Genomic DNA, 20,291 nt, shown 5'->3' with positions numbered 1-20,291 from the left:
CTAGCCCCGCAGCGGCGGCGCCCCTTCCTCGCACTGGACCTACGCCGGATGAACCGCCTGCTGTCGCTCGACCCCGTCTCGCGGACCGCGATCCTCCAACCGGGGCTGCGCGCTCCCGAGGCCGAGGCGCTCCTGGCGGAACAGGGCTTCACGCTCGGCCACTTCCCCCAGTCCTACGAGTGGGCCACCATCGGCGGATTCGCCGCCGCCCGCTCCAGCGGCCAGGCGTCCGCCGGCTACGGGCGCTTCGACGAGATGGTGCTGGGCCTGACCGTCGCCACCCCGCGGGGCACCCTCGACGCCGGCCGGGCCCCGCGTTCCGCGGCCGGCCCCGACCTGCGGCAGCTGGTCCTCGGCTCCGAGGGCGCGCTCGGCGTCATCACGTCCGTGACGGTGCGGATCCGCCCCGTTCCCCAGGCCAAGGTCTACGAGGGCTGGCGCTTCGCCTCCTTCGCCGAGGGCGCCGCGGCCCTGCGCCGGCTCGCCCAGGACGGGCCCCGCCCCACGGTGCTTCGCCTGTCGGACGAGACCGAGACGATGGTCGGCCTCGCCCAGCCCGACGCCATCGGCGCGGGAGGGTCCGCGCCCGCCGGATGCACGGCGATCGCCGGCTACGAGGGCACCGCGCAGGACACCGCGTCGCGCCGGGGACAGGCCGCGGCCGTCCTGCGCGCCTGCGGCGGCGCGTACCTGGGCGAGGAGCCCGGCGAACGCTGGGCGCGCGGCCGGTTCTCCGCCCCGTACCTCCGGGACGCGCTCCTCGACGCGGGCGCCTTCGCCGAGACCGTCGAGACCGCCGCCTTCTGGTCCCGGATCCCGGAGCTGTACGACGCCGTGCGTGAGGCGCTCACCGGCACCCTGTCCGCGGCCGGCACCCCGCCGCTGGTGATGTGCCACATCTCGCACGTCTATGAGAACGGCGCTTCGCTCTACTTCACCGTCGTCTCCGCGCAGGGCGAGGACCCCGTGGCGCACTGGACCCCCGCCAAGGAGGCCGCCAACGACGCCATCCTCTCCGCGGGCGGCACCATCAGCCACCACCACGGCGTGGGCACGGACCACCGCGACTGGTACGTCCGGGAAGCGGGGCCGCTCGGCGTGGAGGCCCTGCGCGCCGTCAAGGACGCGCTCGACCCCGACGGGCTGCTCAATCCCGGCATCCTGCTGCCCGTCCCCTGACCCTGCTGGCGGCCCGGGCACGGGCGCTCGCGTGCCGTCGGCCCGCCATCACCGCACGTCGCCCTAGCCGCCGGCCCCCCCGGGTGCGTTTCCGGGTCGCCGCAGCGACGCCGTAGCATCCGCTGAGGAGCGACGACATGGGAAGGGACGCGATGGAACCGGACGTGACCGTGGCAGCACGCACGGAGGACGTGGCGCTCACCCGCGCCGCGCAGGCCGGTGACGTCACGGCGCTCGGCCTGCTCCTGGGGCGGCACCAGGCGGGAATGCGGGCCGTCGCTCTGAGCATCCTGGGCCCGGGGCCCGATGTGGACGACGTGCTGCAGGACGCCGCGCTCACGGCGCTGCGCCGCATCGGCGACCTGCGCGACCCCGCGGCGGTCGGGCCGTGGCTGCGCATGGTCGTCCGCAACGGCGCGCGCTCCCTGCTGCGCGGTACGGTCGCCGCCGCGCCGGTCGACGACCTCGTCCTGCGCGCGGCCGACTCCGGTCCCGAGCGATGGCTGGAGCGCACCGCGCTGCGGGACTGGATCTGGGAGGCCATCGAGCAGCTCTCCCCGGCCCTGCGGCTGCCGCTCGTGCTACGGCACTTCACCACCGGCGTCAGCTCGTACGACCAGATCGCCTCCGCCTGCGGGCTTCCCGTCGGCACGGTCCGCAGCCGGCTCAGCCAGGCTCGCGCCAAGCTCACCCAGGCTCTCGCCGACACCGCGGAGAGCGCCCACGACGACACCGCCCGGCGTACCCGCGCCAGCGCGGCCGAGGCCCACGAGACACTGGCCGCGGCCGAGAGCGGCCACTTCGCCGAACTGCTGCGCGAGCGCTGGTCACCCGAGGTCGCCCTGCTGCGTGGCAAGCAGCGGGTGGGTGGCCGGAACTTCCTGATCCGCGGCATGGAGTGCGACCTGGCCGACGGCGTCCGCCAGCGGCTCGCCCACGCCGTCGCCGGGCAGTCGCTCGCCATCTGGGAGATGGACATCGTCAATCCCCCGGACAACCCCGACCACTGCCCGCCCACCGTCGCCTGGCTGATGACCCATGACGCGACGGGACGGGTCGAGCACCTGCGCCTGCACCACCCCCGCCCCGTGCCCGTCCCCGACGTCGCGGCCGCCTGAGCGGAACGGGGCGGGCCGGGGTGGGCTGACCGGGGACGGGGGTGGCCGCGGCTCAGCGGTGGAAGCGGATGTAGCCGTTGCCGTCCGCGTCCGAGCCGCGCTTGGTGTAGGCGTGGACGTCGGCGCGGCTGCCCGAGGGCTTGTAGAGGTAGATCGTGTCGCGGTCGTTGTTCCACAGGAAGTTGCAGTTGTCGCGGTAGACCACGTTGTTCTTGTCGGAGTCCGTGCCGTGGCCGCCGCGGAGCTTCACGTAGTCGCCGGGCTGGAGGTAGTGGTTCGCGGTGAAGCGGAAGCGGTTGCCGGTGGCGTCCTTGACGACGTAGCCCTTGAGGTTGACCGTGGCCGAGGCGGAGTAGTTCCTGATCGTCAGGTACTCGGCGCGGGTGTTGCCGGAGGAGCAGCTGTTGGAGTCGCGCCCGGGGGCGTCGTACTGCGCCCCGAGGACTTTGAGAGCCGAGCTGTACTCGGCGGCGTGCGCCTGGGTCGGTATGAGAACGGCGGTGGCGCAGGCCGCGGCGAACGCGGCCACGCCGATACGGGCGTGCTGGGACATGGGTATCCCCCCTGTTGGGACAGAGCCGGGCGCGTCACGCGCGCGGCGGAAGCAGGACCCTACATCAGGAGCCCGGCCGCGGGGCCGTCGGCTCTCGAACCGGCTCGTCAGAGCCGTCGTCGGACGTCGTGGGCCTGTGGCCCGTCCACTCCGTTCGCGCGTGAACGGCGCGCGCGGAGCGGGCGGAGGACGCGTGGCGGGTGCGCCGACCGCCCGTCGTGCCGGGAACGCGGACCCCTCGTCGACGCCTTACGAGGTGTCACATCACGCCAGGGCGACGGACGTCGGACGTGACGGGACGTGTCGGGACGTGACCTATGGGACGCGGTCGTTCCCCGTAGGTTCCGCACCGCGCAAGGGCGTGCCCCACAGGGCGGGGTGCTGCCAGGATGTGCGCATGAGCGAGAAGGCACAGGGGCGCGACGAACTGCTGGCGGCCGCGGTGGGGTTGCGTCAGCGCGGGGACGCGGAGGCGGCGAGGGAGCGGCTGGTCGCCGCGGTGGAACGGTTCCCCGGGGACGCGGAGGTGGCCTACCAGGCGGCGTGGGCACACGACGTGCTGGGCCTGGAGGCCGAGGCGGTGCCCTACTACGAGCAGGCCCTGCGCGGCACGGGGCTGTCGGAGGACGACCGGCGCGGCGCGCTACTGGGCCTGGGCAGCACCTACCGGGTCCTGGGCCGGTACGACGAGGCGGTGCGGCTGCTGCGTGCGGCCGTCATGGACTTCCCCGGCGACGGCGCGCTGCGGACCTTCCTGGCGATGGCCCTGTACAACACCGGCGGACACCGGGAGGCCATGCGGATCCTGCTGACGCTGCTGGCCGACAGCAGCTCCGACCCGGACATCGCACGCTACCGGCGGGCCGTGGCCTCCTACGCGGAGGACCTCGACGCCACCGTGTGACCTGGTGACCTGGCCGCGCGGGGCGCGTGCCCGCTCGCGTGGGCACCGCGCCCGCCGCCCGGGTCCGAACCACCGTCCGCCGGGCGGCACTTCGGATGCCGGAGCGAGAGCGGGCCGGGCGGCGAAGCCCGCCGCGCACATGCATGCGCCGTCCCGCGAGCGCCGGGTGCCGCCGGATCCACGACGGCACCGTCCGTGCCGCCGCGTCCCCCCCCGGTGGGACGCGGCGGAGCCTCAGCGGCGCAGGAGACGGCGGCTGACGACGGCGCAGATACCGATGAGCACCGCGGCGAAACCGAGGAGCGCCAGCCGCTGCGAGACGTACAGCGTGCCCACGCCGAGCCTGAGGACGGGCACCGACAGGCCGATGTACGCGGTCAGGAAGAGCCGTCGAAGGAGCCTGCCCGGCGAGGTCCTCCCGGGCATGTCACGCCGTGGCGTCCGCCTCCCGTGCGGCGCCTTCCCCGGGGTGCCGCCGCGTGGCGCCGCTCCCGGCCGGACGGTCCATCTCGCGCCATTCCGGCCGCAGTCCCGCCAGGCTGGTGATCAGTAGGTACACGGCCCCGCAGGCGAGCAGCACCGGCACGAGCCCGGCGGACGCCACCGCGGCCCCGGCGGCCAACCCGCCGAGTGGGATGCCCGCCCAGGCCAACGAGTCGCCGAGGGCGCCCACCCGGCCCAGCATCCGGCGCGGCACCCGCTCGAGAAGGACCGCTCCCAGCACGGGGTTGAGGAAGCCCGAGCCGAAACCGCTGACGGCGAAGACGGCCAGCACCGCTCCCAACGGGACGTCGAGGGTGAGGATCAGGAACCTCGGCGCTCCCGCCAGCAGGAAGCCGATCAGGAACACCGCCCGGCGTCGCAGGCGGTGAGCGGCCATCGCGGCGATCAGGCTCCCGGCCACCGCGGCGGCCCCCATCACGCTGCCGGTGAGGCCGATCACGGCCGGCCCGTTGCCGGACTCCTTCGCCCAGACGGGCCTGAGGACCGTCGTGAACGCCGCGTCCAGCAGGTTGGTGACGCTCACCATGGCGATGACGACGAGCAGCAGCGGCTCGCCCCGCAGAAAGGCGAAGCCCGCGCCGAAGCGTTTCCAGTAGCCCTCGTCCTCCCCTCCAGGGTGCGGCGACGCGCACTCGGCCGGACCCGCCGCACGGCGGGGGAGCGCCAGCGCGATGATCAGCGAACCGAAGGCGAAGCTGCCCGCGGTGACGACGAGCCCCGTCAAGGGGCCGAGCAGCGCCACGAGGGAACCGCCGACCGCCGGGCCCACGGTGGAGGCCAGTCGCTCCGTCGCGCCCGACAGGCCGGCGGCCCGCTCCAGCCGGACCCCGGCGCGTTCGGCGGCTTCCGGGACCATGACCTCCTTGGCAAGGTCCCCGGGTCCGCGGGTGGCGCCGATCACCGCGACCAGGGCCAGCAGGAGCGGAAAGGACAGCAGGTCCGCGGCATGGAGCAGGACGACGGCGGCGGCCGCGGTCGCGCTGGTGAGGTCCGTGGTCCAGGAGACGGCCCGGGAGCCGACCCGGTCCACCAGTGGTCCGGCCAGCGCCTTGACCACCACGTAGGGGAACATTTCGCAGAAGGCGACGAGCCCGGTCCGGGTGGCGCTGCCGGTCGTGACGAGCACGAACCAGGGCAGGGCGACCGCCGACACCGCCGTGCCGCTCAGCGAAACGGCCATCGCAGCCAGCACTCCGACCAGAGGCCGCAAGGACCGCCGACCGGATATGCCTGGCGTGTCCGGGGCACTCAGGGGCCGCTCCTTCACGAAGTCCCCGTTCCTGACCCCGTCTCAGGACCGGTGTGCCGCTCCGGCGCCGCGGGTGCGTCCGGTTCCGGCAGGAGCTGGGTGATGACGCCGACCCGCTCGGCCCTCGCAGGGGCATCCGCCGCGGCCTCGGGAGTGTCCCTCCGGTACCGGGCGAGGACGGCTCGCAACTCCAGCCCCAGGGCGACGGCCTCCTCGGGCGTGAGCCGCAGGGCCCAGTCGCTCAGGTCGAAGGCGTCCCGCCACACGCGGGGCATCGTCTGCAGCTCGTTCAGCGTCTGCTGGGTGCGCACGGTGTACGTGGCGGCCACGGACTGCAGGAAGGCCAGGGTGGCCTCGGGCTCTCGATCGACCAGCTCCCGGTCGTTGAGTCGTGTCGTCTGGTGCACCGCTCGCCACCAGCGCTCGCGCGCGTTGCCGCGCTCCGCGTCCTCCTCGACGAAACCGGCCGCGCCGAGTTGGCGCAGGTGATAGCTGGCGGTGCCGGAATTCACGCCCAGCCGTTCGGCGAGGCGGGTGGCCGTGGACGGGCCGTACTTCCTCAGCAGTCCGATGAGCTGGACACGCACCGGATGCGCCATGGCGCGCAGCCCCTTGGCGTCCAGGACGACCGAGTCGTCCTCAACCGGGCCTTCCCGTCTGTTCGTTGAGTCGGTCACACCGCACAGGCTAGACCGCGAAGAAGTGTTTGCAAAGAGATCTTTGCAAACACTTCTTCGCGGTCCCTCCGCGCGGATGGCGCCTTAGTTGCTGCTAACATGCAAGTGAAGGTAGTCGACCCTGGCACAACCGCGCGGAGGTGGTCGAGATGGTGAGCCGCATCCGGCTGGAAGACCGTGAGTGCCCGCTGTCGACGACGGTCGGGCACGTCGGCGAATGGTGGACGCTGCTCATCCTGCACGACGCGTTCGACGGATACACCCGCTTCGACCAGTTCCAGGAGAACCTCGGCATCTCGTCGAGCATGCTGACCACCCGCCTCAAGACCCTGGTCGCGGACGGGCTGCTGGAACGGCGGCCGTACCAGACCAACCCGACCCGCTACGAGTACCTCCTCACGGACCTCGGCCGCTCACTGCGCCCGGTGATCGTCGCCCTGGCGGCGTGGGGCAACTCCCGCCTCGCGCCGCATGAGCGCAGCATGATCCTGGTCGACGCGAAAACGGGCGAGGAGGTCGAGCCGGTCGTGGTCGACGCCGCGACGGGCCGGCGGCTCGACGACGGCGAGGCCTTCGTCTACGCGGCGGGCCCGGCCGCGAGCGAACTCATGCGCGCCCGCTACGCCGGCCGCGACAGCGGCTGACCCGAGACGAGCAACCGGAGGCAAGCTCCCGTGCCCACTGCGGACGAACTACTCGGCCATGCCGCCGTCGCCGCGCTCGCCGACTGCCTGGACACGGCCGGCGCGGCACGGATGGCCGCCGCCGTGCGCGACGCCCTGCCGGCGCTCGACGGCCTGGCGCTGCGCGAGCGCAGCGACCTCGTGCGCGACGCGATGCTCGCATCCGGCCCGCCGGAGGCGGCGGCCCTGGAGGCGGTCGTACGGTCAGCGCTGCCCGACCCGCGCTTCACCGGGTGGATGATCTGGCCGGTCACCGAGGCCGTGGCCGTCCTCGCCTCCGGCCCGGCCGCGGGCACGGCCTTCGAGGACGGGCTCCACCTCCTCGCGGACCTGACGCCGCGACTGACCGCCGAGTTCGCCCTCCGCCGCATGCTCAACGCCGACCTCGACCGGGCGCTCGCCGTCGTCAGCGGTTGGACGGCACACCCGGACGAGCATGTGCGCCGCCTCGCCAGCGAGGGGACCCGGCCCCGCCTGCCGTGGGCCGTACGCGTGCCGGCGATCCTCGCCTGGCCCGAGGCGACCCTGCCGATCCTGGACGCGCTCTACCAGGACCCCTCGGAGTACGTGCGCAGATCCGTCGCCAACCACGTCAACGACATCAGCCACGCCCGGGTGGACCTGGCCGTCGAGACGGCCCGGCGGTGGACGGCGGCCCCCGACGCTCACACCCCCCGGCTCGTCCGCCACGCGCTCCGCACCGCCGTCAAGCAGGGCGACCGGGGCGCGCTGGCGCTGCTGGGCTTCGGCCCCGCGACGGAACTGACCGTCGAGGGGCCGTCCGTGCCTCGGCCGGTCGTCGCGGTGGGCGGGGAACTGCGCTTCGCCTTCACGCTGGAGAACCACGGCGACACGCCGCTCCGCCTCGTCGTCGACTACGTCGTGCACTACCGCAAGGCCAATGGCGCCACGTCGCCCAAGGTCTACAAACTGACGACCCGCACCCTGCGGCCGGGGGAGCGGAGCGAGCACACCGGCACACGCTCCTTCAAGCCGATCAGCACCCGGGTCTTCCACCTCGGCGAGCACATCCTCGAACTGCAGGTCAACGGAGAGCCCCGCGGCAAGGTCCGCTTCGACGTCGTCAGCGACGACCCGCGGACCGGGAGCGACGCGTAAGGGGCCGGACGGAAAACCGGATGCGAGTGCCGCGCGGCCGACCCTACGCTGGGCCCGCGTGCGGCGTGAGGCGCGCCGTACCGATCGTCAGCGGATCGGAGACCCACGGGGTATGACCAGTCAACTCTTCGCCGTCTGCTTCAACGCCCCCCGGCCGCCGGACCTGGCGCGGTTCTGGTCCGGGCTCCTGGGTTGGGAATCGGCCGACGGCCCGGACGGCGACGTGGTGATCGCGCCTCCTGACGCCGCCGGATTCCGCATCCGCTTCCGGCCGAGCCAAGAACCGAAGACCGGTCAGAACCGCGCGCACTTCGACCTGACCAGCGCCTCCCCCGAGGAGCAGCAGGAGACGGTGGCCAGGGCGCTGCGGCTCGGCGGGAAGCACATCGACGTGGGCCAACTCCCGGAGGAGGGGCACGTGGTGCTCGCCGATCCGGACGGCAACGAGTTCTGCGTCATCGAGGCGGGCAACGCGTTCCTCGCCGATACCGGCTTCATCGGGGCGCTGGCCTGCGACGGTACGCAGCACGTCGGTTACTTCTGGAGCGAGGCGCTGCGATGGCCGCTTGTCTGGGACCAGGATCAGGAGACCGCGATCCAGGCGCCGGACGGCGGCACGAAGATCACGTGGGGCGGCCCCCCGGTGGCGCCGAAGACGGGCCCGAACAGGCTGCACCTCGAGCTGGTCGTCCCCGCCGACGCCTCCTTCGAGGCGGAGCTCGACCGGCTGGTCTCGCTGGGCGCGTCACACATCGACGCAGCCGAAGGCGACGGCGAGCAGGCACTGATGCTCGACCCCGACGGCAACGAGTTCTCCCTGCGCGGACTCCGGTAGCGGGGTCGCCGTCGCACGGCGGCGCGGTCCGCCGCGGCAGGGTGACGAACGCTGCCGCGGTGTACCGGGAGCGCTGCCACGCCGGTCAGCGGACGACGATCCGGTGCTCACCGGCCGGCACGAGTTCGCCGATGACCGGGGCGCCGGGCACCTCTCCCGCCACCAGCAGGCCCCCCGACGTCTGGGCGTCCGCCAGCAGCAGCCGGGTCAGTTCGTCCGCGCCGCCGAAGTCGGTGTACGGGGCGACCCAGGCGAGGTTGCGGCGGGTGCCGCCGCTGACGTAGCCCTCCGCCGCGGCCTCCCGGGCGCCGTCGAGGTACGGCACCGCCGAGGCGTGCACCACCGCGCTCACCCCGGAGGCCCGAACCAGCTTGTACAGATGGCCCAGGAGCCCGAAACCGGTCACATCGGTCGCGCACACGGCGCCCGCCGCAAGCGCCGCCTCGGCCGCGTCCCGGTTCAGCGTCGTCATGGTCTCCACGGCCTGCGGGAACACCTCGCCGGTCGTCTTGTGGCGGTTGTTGAGCACGCCCAGCCCCAGGGGCTTGGTCAGCGACAGTGGGACACCGGCCCGGCCGGCGTCGTTGCGCAGCAGGCGGTCCGGGTCGGCTGTGCCGGTGACCGCCATGCCGTACTTCGGCTCCGGATCGTCCACGCTGTGCCCGCCCCCCACGACGCAGCCCGCCAGGCCCGCGACGTCCAGCCCCCCGCGCAACACCTCCCGGGCCAGCTCGATCGGCAGGAGATCCCGCGGCCAGCTCAGCAGGTTGACCGCCACGAGGGGAGTGCCGCCCATGGCGTAGACGTCGGAGAGGGCGTTGGCGGCGGCGATCCGGCCCCAGTCGTAGGGATCGTCGACGACCGGGGTGAAGAAGTCGGCGGTGGTCACCACCGCCCGTGCGCCGGGCCCGCACTGCCGGACGACGGCGGCGTCGTCACCGGTCTCCAGACCGACGAGCACCTCGCCCCCGGGTGAGCCCCCCGAGCCCCACGGGATCAGCCCGGCCACCATCTCCTCCAGCTCCCCCGGGGGGATCTTGCAGGCGCAGCCGCCGCCATGGGCGTACTGCGTGAGCCGTACCTCGTCCTGCCGGACGCCGGTCTCCGTCATGATCGCGTGATCCTCTCGGTGAGCACCGCAGTGTGGCGCGTTGACTTGGGTGGAGGGGCGGAGTTCGATGAATGTCCGGCCACGGCAGGGAGACGTCAAGGTGCCTGGTGGCCCTCCCGGTCTTCAAAACCGAGGTGTCCGAGCAACTCGGGCAGGCGGGTTCGATTCCCGTCCGTCTCCGCCGGCCGGGCCGGTGCCGTGTCTCACCGCGCCGCGCCCGCGTCCCTCGTCCCCTGGAGCGGCGCAGCGGCGCAGGGCGCCGTCCAGGCGTACGGTCCGGCCCGTCCGGTCGAGATGCTCCAGCAGCGGGATGCAGACCCGCCGGGTGGTGTCCAGCGCCCGCCGCGCCTGGCTCGCGGTGAACGGCTGCTCCAGCCGGGCCAGCAGCGCCGCCGCCCGCGCGTCCGCGCCCGGCAGCAGCACGATGCCCTCGCCGATCCGCAGCAGCGCGCCCGCCGCCTCGGCCGCCGCGAGCAGCTTCGGCGTCAGCCCCAGCCGCTCCAGCCGCTCGGCCTCCGGTGCCCGGAACGGGGCGCGTGCCAGGTCGGCGCGGACCTCTTCGACGGCGGATTGCGCCGCGGGCGGCAGCGTCGGGCGCGCACGGCTCCCATAGAGCCTGCCGTCCCCCTGCCGCAGTTCCGGCGCGCCCCCGGCCAGCGCCTCCACCAGCGAGCGGTCCGGCAGCCCGAGCGCCTGGCGGGCCGCCTCCAAGGGCAGGCCCGGCTCCAGGGGGTTGCGCAGGGCGTGCTCCTCGACCGCCTCCCGCAGCCCGTCGCGCAGCGCGGCCCAGCGCTGCGGGTCCGCCAGCCAGTCTCCGGCCACCGGTTCGCTCGGCGGCAGGACGCCCATGGCGAGCAGCTCCGCGCGCCGGACCAGGCCCCGCCGGCGCAGTTCCGCCGCCCCGTCCGCGACGGGACGGGAGCGCAGATCCTGCGCCCGAGCCGCCGACGCGCCGCGACGGGTCAGCGGAGGCGGCCGCACGTCGAGCACAGTGAGACCCGCGGGGACCCGGTGGCGCCCCGGGTCCCGCAGCAGCGCGGTGTCGGCGACCCGCAGGGGCAGCGCCGTGGCCAGCCGCAGGCGCGCGCTGTCGTCACCGAGCGGACGGACGGTCACCGGCACCGCCGCCGAACCGGCGTGCAGCATGAGTTCGCGCGGCAGGTCGCCGGCGGCGTCACCGCGCAGGCGCACGTCGACGAGGTCGGTGGTCAGCCAGCGGTCCGGGGTCAGCAGCGCGTCCCCGCGCCCCAGCGACCCGGCTCCGGGCCCGGTCACGTTGACCGCGACCCGGGCCACCGCGAGGACCTCCTGGCGCGGCTCCTTCAGCGACTCCAGGCCGCGCACGCGCAACGGCCTGCCGTCGCGGGCGAGCCGCAGGTGGTCGCCGACCCGGACGGTGCCCGCGGCGAGCGTCCCGGTGACGACCGTGCCCCGGCCCCGCACCGTGAAGGCGCGGTCGACCCACAGCCGCACGTCCGCCGCCGGATCGGGCGGCGGAGTTGCGCGTGCCAGCCGGACGAGGGTCGCGCGCAGCTCCTCGAGCCCGGCGCCGGTGACGGGGCTGACGGCCACGCACTCCACCTCCCCCAGGGAGGACTCCGCGATGCGGGCCCGGGCCTCCTTCCGCGCCGCGTCGGGGTCGGCCAGGTCGCAGCGCGAGACGGCGAGGACGCCGTGCCGCACCCCGAGGGCGTCCAGGACGGCGAGGTGCTCCTCGGACTGCGGCTGCCAGCCCTGGTCGGCGGCGACCACGAAAAGCACCGCGGGGACCGGGCCGACACCGGCCAGCATGTTGCCCACCAGGCGCTCGTGCCCGGGCACATCCACGAAGGCCATCTCCCCGGCGCCGGGAAGCCGTGTCCACACGAACCCGAGATCCAGGGTCATGCCGCGCCGCCGCTCCTCCGCCCAGCGGTCGGGCTCCATCCCCGTCAGCGCCCGCAGCAGCGCGGACTTGCCGTGGTCGACGTGCCCGGCGGTGGCGACGACGTGCATGTCAGGCCCCCGTACCCGGCAGGATGCCGGCCCGGCGCACACAGACCGCCAGTTCCTCGTCCGCCTCCTCCGGCACGGCCCGCAGATCCAGCAGGCACCGGCCGTCCTCCACACGGGCCAGCACCGCGGGCTCCGCCCGCCGCAGCAGGGCCGCGTACCCCGCGGGCAGGGACACGGCGGCGCTCGGCAGGGTGACGCCTGGCGCGCCGCCGCCGCCGACGACCGCCAGGGTGTCGCGCGCCGTGCTGTCGAAGCCGTGGGCGCGAAGCTCGGCCGCGAGGCGCTCGGCGCGGTCCCGCAGCCGCCCCGAGTCGGCGTGCAGTGCCGCCCGGGTCGGGGTCTCGGGCCCGCGAACGGTCGCCTCCAGCGCCGCGAGGGTCAGCTTGTCCACCCGCAGGGCGCGGGCCAGCGGATGGCGGGCCAGCCGGCGCACCAGATCCGAGCGGCCCAGCACGAGTCCGCACTGCGGCCCGCCCAGCAGCTTGTCGCCGCTCGCGGTGACCAGCGACGCCCCCGCCCGCAGCCAGCCGGAGGCGTCCGGCTCGTCCGGCAGCACCGGGTCCGGGACGAGCAGCCCCGAACCGATGTCGGCCACCACGGGCACACCGAGCCGCGCCAGTTCCGCGACGGGCACGTCCCGGGTGAAGCCGGTGACAAGGAAGTTGGAGGGATGGACCTTCAGGATGAGCCCGGTGTCCGGCCCCACGGCCGCCGCGTAGTCGTCCGGCGTGGACCGGTTGGTCGTCCCCACCTCGCGCAGCCGGGCGCCCGTGGACACCAGCAGATCGGGCAGCCTGAACCCGTCGCCGATCTCCACGAGCTCACCGCGGCTGACGACGATCTCCCGGCCCTGCGCCAGTGCCGTGGCCGCCAGAACCAGGGCCGCGGCCCCGTTGTTGACCACGTGCGCCGCCTCGGCCGCGGGCACCTGCCGCAGCAGCGCGTCCAGCGCGGACCGCCCCCTGCGGGAACGCGCGCCGGTGGCCAGGTCCAGCTCCACGTCCGTGGTCCCGGAGGCGGCGAGCACGGCGTCACGGGCCGCCCGCGACAACGGGGCCCGACCGAGATTGGTGTGCAGCAGCACCCCTGTGGCGTTGAGCACCGGACGCAGCCTGGCGGCGGTCGCCGGGAGCGCCGCGACGGCGATGTCGGCGAGCCCGTCGGCGGGCACCTCGCCGGCACGCGCCCGCTCCTGCACCCCGGCCACCACCTCCTTGACAACGGACCGCCCCAGCCGCTCCGTCGCCGCGGCGAGCCGGGGGTCGGCGAGCAGCGTGTCGGTGCGCGGCACGTGACGGCGCGTGTCGGCGGACGGGGAGGGAACGGTGGAGGTCTGGTCGCGGTCCATCGGCTGCACCTCGCTCTGGCCTGTCTGCGGCCCAGGGTACGGCGGCCCCGGCCGCCGGTCGTGGCTGCGCCGCGCCGGGTCGTGATGTCGTGTGCGGGTGCGTCGTGGTCGGCGGTTGCGGTTTCTGCCACCGACGGCAGGAGGCCCTGCCGCGGCACGCGCAAGAAGACGCCACGGAGCGGCGACCGGATGGCAGCTTCGAACACGTCATCGCCGCGACGCGGGCACAGGGGAAATCGGTCGCAGAAAGTGGTGGGGGGATGAAAGCGGTGGAGAGTCGGTCCCGCGTGATGAATCTTCTTCGAGCGCACGCCCCGCGCGCCGACGGGGTACCCCCGGCAAACGCTCCGCGCCGGCTCAGGCCGCCCCCGCGGCCCGCAACCGGTCCCGCTGCGGCTTGACCACGTACGCGGGGTCCTTCGTCGATACGACACCCGCCTCGAAGGTGCCGAAGCGCTGCAGGGCGCTGCCCGCCAGCAGGGCGAGTCCGCCGGCGGCCGCCGCGGCGCGGCTGCGCCGGGCGAGGGTCAGCGCGGTGAGGGCGCCGCCCAGTGTGAGGTACTCCGACGCCTTGCGCAGCCGGTGCGGGAGGCCGGTGGTGTACGCCTCCGTCACCAGACCCGGCCGGCGGTCGATGAGCCGCGAGGCGACGATCTCGGCTGCCGCGCCTACCACGCCGAGGCGCCGGGCGGGCCCCGCCTCGGCCACGGAGGTCAGGAGCATGCCCAGCCCCGCGCCACTCGCCGCCGCCGACCCGGTGAAGACGAAGGGCAGTTCGCGGCGGGCGTCGTGCCACGCGGGCACGGCCGTCTGCGACAGCAGCACCGCCGTGTACGAGGCGACGCCGGGGGCGAAGAGCGCCGCCGACAGCCCGGCCGGTCGTGCCGCCCCGCGCAGCAGCCTCCCGGGCAGTGTGGCGCGCACGCCCGCGGGCAGCACCTCGGCCGCGGCCGCCAGTGCGCTGCCGGGCCCGTACGCCACGAGGATCCAGGTGCCCACCGACATCGGCGAACTCGGCTTGGCCACCCGGAGCATGTGGTGGAAGCGTTCCGGCCGCCCGAGGTCGGCGACCAGCAGATACATGCTCGCGAGCAGGGCGCCGAAGCCGCCGATCCGGCCTGCCCGGGCCAGCTCGGGGCGCCTGGTAAGGTCCGCGCCGGCCGCGAGCAGGGCGGCCCCGGCGGACAGCCCGCCGGTGAACAGGTACGCCGGGACTTTCCACTCCCACACCGGCGGCTTGAGCACCGGACGCCCGTAGTAGGAGCGGAACGTCGCCTTCGGCACCATGGAGCGCTCGCGGCTCCCGTCGTCGTCGCGACCGTGCCGGCCGGCCCCGTCGCGGGTCACCGCCGCACCCCGCCGACGAAGACGGCGGCGGAAGCCGCCAGCAGCGCCGACGCCGCCACGCCCGCATGCTTCCACATCGACTTCAGGTCGCGGGTCGGCACGACCGGGTCCGGCGGGAACCCGTACACCTCCGGATCGTCCAGCAGCAGGAAGAACGCGCCGTCCCCGCCGACCCCGTCGTCCGGGTCGCGGCCGTAGAGCTGGGCCTCGGTGACGCCCGCCTCGTGCAGCTGCGCCACGCGCTGGTCGGCCCGTTCGCGCAGCTCGTCCAGCGGCCCGAACTGGATGGAGTCCGTGGGGCAGGCCTTGGCGCAGGCCGGTTCCAGGCCGTCGCGGAGCCGGTCGTAGCACATCGTGCACTTCCAGGCCCGGCCGTCGTCGGGACGCCGGTCGATGACGCCGTAGGGGCAGCCGGACACGCAGTAGCCGCAGCCGTTGCAGATGTCGGGCTGAACGACGACCGTGCCGAACTCGGTGCGGAACAGCGCCCCGGTCGGGCATACGTCGAGGCACCCGGCGTGCGTGCAGTGCTTGCACACGTCCGAGGACATCAGCCAGCGGAAGTCGGTGCGGGTCTCGGCGCCCGTCCCGGCACCGGGCAGGTCGAAGGAGGGGAAACCCAGGTCCACCGGTGCCGTGCCGAGGTCGCCGCCGCCGCGTTCGGCGACCTCCAGGGCGTCCGCCACCACCTCGGCCGTCCCCTCCGTGCTGGAGGGGCCGACGGGCAGGCCGGCCAGGCCCGCGTCCTGCCGGCCCAGCGGGCGCTGCTGCTCGACGAAGGCGACGTGCCGCCACGAGCTCGCGCCCAGCATGCCGGTGTTGTCGAAGGACATGCCCAGCAGGTCGATGCCGTCCTCGGGGATGGCGTTCCACTCCTTGCAGGCCACCTCGCACGCCTTGCAGCCGATGCACACGGAGGTGTCGGTGAAGAAGCCCATCCGCGGCGGGTGGTCGCGGTGCCCGGCGTCGCCGGCGGGATCCGCGAGCGGCCCGTAGAAGCTGTTGTCCTGCGTCATGACGGCTCCTCCGGCCGGTCCGGTTCCAGGTGCGCCCGCTCGACGCGGCCGTCGGCCGTCGCTATGCGGGTGCCGGTCTCCGTCGTGATCCCGGCCCTTCGCCGGTAGTCCTCGACGTACTCGAGCAGGGCCGGTCCCCTCGGGCGCCGTCCCGGCCGGACGTCGCAGGTCAGCACCTTGCTCTCCTGGATGAACACATTGGGGTCGGCGACCACGCCGATCAGGTCGTTGACCACGTCGCCCTTGCTGAGCCCGGTCTGGCCCCAGTGGTACGGCATCCAGACCTGGTGGACGACGCGCCCGTCGACACGCAGCGGCGCCATCCGGTCGGTCACCATGACGCGCGCGTCGACCGCCGTCCTGCTGGTGACCACATGGGCCCAGTCCAGGTGGCGCAGCCCGCGCTCCGCCGCCAGCTCCGGCGAGACCTCCACGAACAACTCCGGCTGGAGCTCCGCCAGGTAGGGCAGCTGCCGGCTCATCGCCCCCGCCGTGTGGTGCTCGGTGAGCCGGGCCGCGGTGAACACGTAGGGGAACACCTCGGAGTGCGCCTCGGGCGGCGCGGGGTTGGACGGGTTGTCGGGCCGCCCGTAGACCTTCCGCACCGGGTTGCCCTGCTGGCCGTAGAGCAGGTTGCGCATCGGCGACTCGTGGGGCTCGTAGTGCGTGGGCAGCGGGCCGTCCGCGAGCCCGGCCGGGGCGAACAGCCACCCCTTGCCGTCGCGCATCATGATGAACGCGTCGTCGCCCTCGAGCGCCTCGGCGCCGGACGCCCCCGGCGGGGCCTTGTAGTCCGGCGGCTTGTTCTTCTCGAAGTCGGGGATGTCGTTGCCGGTCCACTCGCCGGCCTCCGCGTCCCACCAGACCAGCTTCTTCCGCTCGCTCCAGGGCCGCCCCTGCGGGTCGGCGGAGGCGCGGTTGTACAGCACACGACGGTTGAGAGGCCAGGTCCAGCCCCACTCGGCGTCGTACGGGCCGGTCTCGAAGCGGGAGGTGCGCCGCCTGGCCTGGTTGGTCTCACCTGCGTAGACGCCGCTGTAGATCCAGCAGCCGCAGGCCGTCGAGCCGTCGGCCCTCAGGTCGAGGTAGCTGTCGACGGTCCGCCCGGTGCGCAGGTCGATGCCGTTGATGCGGCGCAGCACGTCCGACGGAGAGGGCTCGTCGCCCTCGACCTCGTAGTCCCAGGCCAGGTCCAGCACGGGGCGGTCGCGCTCATCGGTCGAGCCGGCCAGCCGCTCCTTGATCCGCAGCCCGAGCTGGTAGAAGAACCACAGCTCGGAGCGCTGGTCCCCGGAGGGTTCGACGGCCTGGTCCCGCCACTGCAGCATCCGCTGCGTCTGCGTGAAGGTGCCGGCCTTCTCCACGTGCGAGGCCGCCGGGAAGAAGAACACCTCCGTGCGGCAGGTCTCCGTGGTGATCTCCCCGGTCTCGATCTCCGGCGCGTCCTTCCAGAACGTGGCGCTCTCGATCATCGCGAGGTCGCGGACGACGAGCCAGTCGAGGTTCGCCATGCCCAGGCGCTGCAGGCGGCCGTGGGCCGAGCCGACCGCGGGGTTCTGGCCGAGCAGGAAGTAGCCGAAGACCTTGCCCCCGTCGACCATGTCCATCACGGTGCGGTAGGTGCCGTGGTCGCCGTCTATCCGCGGCAGGTAGTCGTAGCAGTAGTCGTTCTCCGCCGTCGCGGCGTCGCCCCAGTACTCCTTGAGCAGTGACACCGTGTAGGCGTCGGCGGCCCCCCAGAAGCCCTTCTGCCCGCGCCCGCGGATCCCGTCAAGGTAGGTGGCCAGGTCCTCGTGGGACACGTCCGGCATCGGCAGGTAGCCCGGCAGCAGGTTGAACAGGGTGGGCACGTCGGTGGAGCCTTGGATGCTGGCGTGGCCCCGCAGGGCGAAGATCCCGCCGCCCGGGCGCCCGATGTTGCCCAGCAGCAGCTGGATGATCGACCCGGCCCGGATGAACTGCGCGCCCACCGAGTGCTGGGTCCAGCCGACGCTGTACACCAGCGAGGCGGTGCGCTCCCGGCCCGAGTTCTGCGTCCAGGCCCGGCAGACCTCCAGGAACAGCTCCTGCGGCACGCCGCAGATCCGTTCCACCATCTCGGGGGTGTAGCGCGAGAAGTGCCGCTTGAGCACCTGGAAGACGCAGCGGGGGTGCTCCAGCGTGGGGTCGGACTCGATGCCGCCCGGCGCCCCCTCGATGAAGGGGCCGCCCGCGCCGTGCTGGTAGGGGGCGGACACCTCCTTGTTGTGGTGGCCCGGACGGCCTTCCGCGGGGACGCTCGCGTACGACCAGCTCGACGCGTCGTACGCCGCGGTGTGCGGGTCGTAGCCGCTGAACAGCCCGTCCAGGTCCTCGGTGTCCTGGAACCGCTCGCTCACGAGGAAGGGCGCGTTGGTGTACGCCGCCACGTACTCCCGGAAGTCCAGGTCGTGCGTGAGGATGTGGTTGATCACGCCGCCGAGGAACGCGATGTCGGTACCGGCCCGGATGGTGACGTGCTGGTCCGCGTGCGCGCTCGTGCGCGTGAAGCGGGGGTCGATGTGGTAGACCTTGGCGCCGCGCGCCTTGGCCTCCATGACCCACTGGAACCCGACGGGATGGGCCTCGGCCATGTTGGAGCCCATGATGATGATGCAGTCGGAGTTGACCAGGTCCTGCTGGTAGTCCGTGGCACCGCCACGTCCGAACGAGGCTCCCAGACCGGGAACCGTGGCGGAGTGTCAAATGCGGGCCTGGTTCTCGATCTGCAGGGCGCCGAGCGCGGTGAACAGCTTCTTGATGAGGTAGTTCTCCTCGTTGTCCAGCGTCGCCCCGCCGAGGCTGGCCAGGCCCATGGTGCGGCGCAGGGTCCTGCCCTCGGCGTCGGTGTCCTGCCATCCCTTGCGCCGTGCGTCGAGCACCCGGTCGGCCACCATGTCCATGGCCGCGTCCAGGTCCAGTTCCTGCCACTCGGTGCCGTACGGCGGGCGGTAGAGCACCCGCTGCTCCCGCTGAGGACCGGTGACCAGCTGCTTGCTCGCCGAGCCCTTCGGGCACAACCGGCCGCGCGAGATGGGACTGTCCGGGTTGCCCTCGATCTGGACGACCTTCTCGTCCTTGACGAAGACGCGTTGCGCGCAGCCCACGGCACAGTACGGGCACACCGAGCCGGCCACCCGGTCGGCGCTCTCCGTGCGGGATCCGAGGCCGGCCGAGCGGGCCGACTGCGCGGCCTTGCCCCGGCCCAGTGGGTCCGTCCCCGTGAGCTGCCGGTACACCGGCCAGGCGCCGATCCACCGCTTCATGCCCATCCGCCCGCTCCTTCGTGCGCTTCTCCCCGCGTCCTTTCGACGCTACCGCGCGGACGGCCGCCCGCAAGTCCAGGGCGACGCCGCCCCTCCGCACGGCTTCCTAGCCGGAAGGTGCCGTGGCGGCGCCGGCAGCGGTGGCGAGCAGCCCGGTGGCCAGATCGACGTCGCGGGCCGTGGTCCACCGCCCCACCGACAGCCGCAGGGCGGTCAGGGCACGCTCGTCCTCCAGGCCCATGGCCCGCAGCACGGGCGAGGGCGCGCGGCTGCCGCTGTGGCACGCGGATCCGGTGGATGCCGCGACCCGGGGTACCGCGGCGAGCAGGTCGTGGCCCAGCACGCCGTCGATGCTGACGTTCAGGGTGGTGGGCAGGCGGTGGCGCTCGGACCCGTTGAGGTGGACACGGCCGGGCAGTGCCCGGGACAGGCCCCTGTGCAGCCGGTCGCGGAGTTCCTCGGCTCGCGCGCCGGCGCCGTCGGCGAGGTCCGCCGCCGCGATCTCGGCGGCCGCCCCCAGGGCCACCGCGAGGGCGACGTTCTCCGTGCCGGCCCGCAGCCCGCGCTCCTGCCCGCCGCCGTAGACCAGCGGTTCCAGGCGCAGGCCCGGGCGTACGTACAGCGCGGCCACGCCCTTGGGCGCGTACATCTTGTGCCCCACCACCGTCAGCAGGTCCACGCCGAGCGCGCCCACGTCCAGGGGGATCTTCCCGGCGGCCTGCGCGGCATCGCAGTGGAACAGCACGCCTTGGTCGCGGGCGAGCCGGGCGAGTTCCGCGACGGGCTGCAGGGTGCCGGTCTCGTTGTTGGCGGCCATGACGGAGACCAGCACGGTGTCGGGGGTCAGCGCGGCGGCCAGGACGTCCGGGTCGAGCCGGCCCTCCCGGTCCACCGGCAGGACCGTCACCCGCGCCCCGTGCAGCCGCCGCAGCGCGGCGCAGGTCTCCAGCACCGCCGGGTGCTCGGTGACCTGGGTGATCACCCGTGGGCGGTCGGCTCCGGAGGCGAGCACCGCGCCGCGCACCGCCAGGTTGTTCGCCTCGGATCCGGAGCCGGTGAACACGATGTCCCGCGCCGCCGCCCCGATCAGCGCAGCGACCTGGCGGCGGGCCCGCGCGAGCGCCGCGGCCGGCTCCGCGGCCCAGGCGTGCCCGCTGGAGGGGTTGCCGAAGCCGGTGGTCAGGCAGGGCGCCATCGCCTCGACCACACTGGGGTCGACGGGCGTGGTGGCGTTGTGGTCCAGGTAGACGGTGTCCCTGCCGAGGCCGGGATGCGGCGGCGCCTTCATGAGTCGTTCCTGCCTTCGTGGACGGGGGTCCTTCGTGGACGCGGGCCCCCTCGCGGAGGTGTCCGGAGCGGACGCGACGGG

Annotated in this window: 16 protein-coding genes, 1 tRNA gene and 1 pseudogene; 7 read left to right on the top strand and 11 right to left on the bottom strand. The window is 73.9% G+C overall.

From position 1 onward, the window contains the following. Together AC3ET4_RS16675 and AC3ET4_RS16670 are read left to right on the top strand one after the other, a co-directional pair. Positions 1-1,179 (top strand): FAD-binding oxidoreductase (locus tag AC3ET4_RS16675; protein WP_431950008.1); only part of this gene is annotated, 1,179 nt, incomplete at its 5' end. A gap of 137 nt (positions 1,180-1,316) precedes the next feature. Beyond that, positions 1,317-2,297, top strand: a complete 981-nt coding sequence (locus tag AC3ET4_RS16670) for an RNA polymerase sigma factor (RefSeq protein WP_431950006.1) — start codon at positions 1,317-1,319, stop codon at positions 2,295-2,297. 52 nt (positions 2,298-2,349) lie between these two features. Here the strand turns inward: AC3ET4_RS16670 and AC3ET4_RS16665 are convergent, their stop codons facing one another. Continuing rightward, positions 2,350-2,850, bottom strand: coding sequence for a lamin tail domain-containing protein (locus AC3ET4_RS16665; protein ID WP_431950004.1), 501 nt, complete (start codon positions 2,848-2,850; stop codon positions 2,350-2,352). 397 nt (positions 2,851-3,247) lie between these two features. Between AC3ET4_RS16665 and AC3ET4_RS16660 the strand changes: the two genes are divergently transcribed. Beyond that, the gene (locus AC3ET4_RS16660; protein WP_431950002.1) at positions 3,248-3,754 is read left to right on the top strand and encodes a tetratricopeptide repeat protein; all 507 of its coding nucleotides are present in this window, start codon (positions 3,248-3,250) and stop codon (positions 3,752-3,754) included. A gap of 234 nt (positions 3,755-3,988) precedes the next feature. Here AC3ET4_RS16660 and AC3ET4_RS16655 read toward each other — a convergent pair whose 3' ends face one another. The 3 genes from AC3ET4_RS16655 to AC3ET4_RS16645 form a co-directional block, all read right to left on the bottom strand. Then, entirely contained in the window at positions 3,989-4,180 is a 192-nt protein-coding gene (locus AC3ET4_RS16655; RefSeq protein WP_431950000.1) for a hypothetical protein, read from the bottom strand. A 1-nt stretch (position 4,181) separates the two neighbouring features. Beyond that, a complete protein-coding gene (locus AC3ET4_RS16650; protein WP_431949998.1) occupies positions 4,182-5,438 on the bottom strand; it encodes an MFS transporter in 1,257 nt (418 codons plus the stop codon). Positions 5,439-5,521: 83 nt separating this feature from the next. Further along, complete coding sequence (locus AC3ET4_RS16645; protein ID WP_431950010.1) at positions 5,522-6,106, bottom strand: helix-turn-helix domain-containing protein; 585 nt, start codon at positions 6,104-6,106, stop codon at positions 5,522-5,524. Between the two features lie 227 nt (positions 6,107-6,333). Between AC3ET4_RS16645 and AC3ET4_RS16640 the strand changes: the two genes are divergently transcribed. From AC3ET4_RS16640 to AC3ET4_RS16630, 3 genes are all read left to right on the top strand, one after another. After that, positions 6,334-6,828, top strand: a complete 495-nt coding sequence (locus tag AC3ET4_RS16640; RefSeq protein ID WP_431949996.1) for a winged helix-turn-helix transcriptional regulator — start codon at positions 6,334-6,336, stop codon at positions 6,826-6,828. A gap of 30 nt (positions 6,829-6,858) precedes the next feature. Beyond that, the gene (locus AC3ET4_RS16635) at positions 6,859-7,986 is read left to right on the top strand and encodes a DNA alkylation repair protein (RefSeq protein WP_431949994.1); all 1,128 of its coding nucleotides are present in this window, start codon (positions 6,859-6,861) and stop codon (positions 7,984-7,986) included. A 112-nt stretch (positions 7,987-8,098) separates the two neighbouring features. Continuing rightward, the gene (locus AC3ET4_RS16630; protein WP_431949992.1) at positions 8,099-8,821 is read left to right on the top strand and encodes a VOC family protein; all 723 of its coding nucleotides are present in this window, start codon (positions 8,099-8,101) and stop codon (positions 8,819-8,821) included. 85 nt (positions 8,822-8,906) lie between these two features. Here the strand turns inward: AC3ET4_RS16630 and selD are convergent, their stop codons facing one another. Next, positions 8,907-9,932 carry a selenide, water dikinase SelD gene (selD, locus tag AC3ET4_RS16625; RefSeq protein WP_431949990.1) on the bottom strand — a complete coding sequence of 342 codons (1,026 nt, stop codon included), beginning with the start codon at positions 9,930-9,932 and terminating at the stop codon, positions 8,907-8,909. A gap of 88 nt (positions 9,933-10,020) precedes the next feature. Here selD and AC3ET4_RS16620 point away from each other — a divergent pair. After that, positions 10,021-10,113 (top strand) — tRNA-Sec (locus AC3ET4_RS16620). A 92-nt stretch (positions 10,114-10,205) separates the two neighbouring features. On the opposite strand, the pseudogene selB reads toward AC3ET4_RS16620, so the two are convergent. The 6 genes and pseudogenes from selB to AC3ET4_RS16590 form a co-directional block, all read right to left on the bottom strand. Next, a pseudogene (gene selB, locus AC3ET4_RS16615) lies at positions 10,206-11,927 on the bottom strand (selenocysteine-specific translation elongation factor); the annotation flags it as partial. A gap of 1 nt (position 11,928) precedes the next feature. Beyond that, positions 11,929-13,275 (bottom strand): L-seryl-tRNA(Sec) selenium transferase, encoded by a 1,347-nt coding sequence (gene selA, locus AC3ET4_RS16610; protein ID WP_431949988.1) that lies wholly within the window; start codon positions 13,273-13,275, stop codon positions 11,929-11,931. Between the two features lie 357 nt (positions 13,276-13,632). Next, positions 13,633-14,622 carry an NrfD/PsrC family molybdoenzyme membrane anchor subunit gene (gene nrfD, locus AC3ET4_RS16605; RefSeq protein ID WP_431949986.1) on the bottom strand — a complete coding sequence of 330 codons (990 nt, stop codon included), beginning with the start codon at positions 14,620-14,622 and terminating at the stop codon, positions 13,633-13,635. Further along, positions 14,619-15,638, bottom strand: coding sequence for a 4Fe-4S dicluster domain-containing protein (locus AC3ET4_RS16600; protein ID WP_431949984.1), 1,020 nt, complete (start codon positions 15,636-15,638; stop codon positions 14,619-14,621). Before AC3ET4_RS16600 ends, nrfD begins: the two co-directional genes overlap by 4 nt. Beyond that, positions 15,635-18,928: a formate dehydrogenase gene (fdh, locus tag AC3ET4_RS16595; RefSeq protein ID WP_431949982.1), complete on the bottom strand. Its 3,294-nt coding sequence runs from the start codon at positions 18,926-18,928 to the stop codon at positions 15,635-15,637. Before fdh ends, AC3ET4_RS16600 begins: the two co-directional genes overlap by 4 nt. 100 nt (positions 18,929-19,028) lie before the next feature. Continuing rightward, positions 19,029-20,210, bottom strand: a complete 1,182-nt coding sequence (locus AC3ET4_RS16590; RefSeq protein WP_431949980.1) for a cysteine desulfurase family protein — start codon at positions 20,208-20,210, stop codon at positions 19,029-19,031. Positions 20,211-20,291: the final 81 nt, after the last annotated feature.

Source organism: Actinacidiphila sp. bgisy167, from assembly GCF_057707665.1.
This window is presented reverse-complemented; position numbering and strand designations above follow the sequence as displayed.

Coding starts and splice junctions, on each gene's coding strand:
- AC3ET4_RS16670 (WP_431950006.1), top strand. CDS start 1,317: ATGGGAAGGGACGCGATGGAACCGGACGTGACCGTGGCAGCACGCACG.
- AC3ET4_RS16665 (WP_431950004.1), bottom strand. CDS start 2,850: ATGTCCCAGCACGCCCGTATCGGCGTGGCCGCGTTCGCCGCGGCCTGC.
- AC3ET4_RS16660 (WP_431950002.1), top strand. CDS start 3,248: ATGAGCGAGAAGGCACAGGGGCGCGACGAACTGCTGGCGGCCGCGGTG.
- AC3ET4_RS16655 (WP_431950000.1), bottom strand. CDS start 4,180: ATGCCCGGGAGGACCTCGCCGGGCAGGCTCCTTCGACGGCTCTTCCTG.
- AC3ET4_RS16650 (WP_431949998.1), bottom strand. CDS start 5,438: ATGGCCGTTTCGCTGAGCGGCACGGCGGTGTCGGCGGTCGCCCTGCCC.
- AC3ET4_RS16645 (WP_431950010.1), bottom strand. CDS start 6,106: ATGGCGCATCCGGTGCGTGTCCAGCTCATCGGACTGCTGAGGAAGTAC.
- AC3ET4_RS16640 (WP_431949996.1), top strand. CDS start 6,334: ATGGTGAGCCGCATCCGGCTGGAAGACCGTGAGTGCCCGCTGTCGACG.
- AC3ET4_RS16630 (WP_431949992.1), top strand. CDS start 8,099: ATGACCAGTCAACTCTTCGCCGTCTGCTTCAACGCCCCCCGGCCGCCG.
- selD (WP_431949990.1), bottom strand. CDS start 9,932: ATGACGGAGACCGGCGTCCGGCAGGACGAGGTACGGCTCACGCAGTAC.
- selA (WP_431949988.1), bottom strand. CDS start 13,275: ATGGACCGCGACCAGACCTCCACCGTTCCCTCCCCGTCCGCCGACACG.
- AC3ET4_RS16600 (WP_431949984.1), bottom strand. CDS start 15,638: ATGACGCAGGACAACAGCTTCTACGGGCCGCTCGCGGATCCCGCCGGC.
- AC3ET4_RS16590 (WP_431949980.1), bottom strand. CDS start 20,210: ATGAAGGCGCCGCCGCATCCCGGCCTCGGCAGGGACACCGTCTACCTG.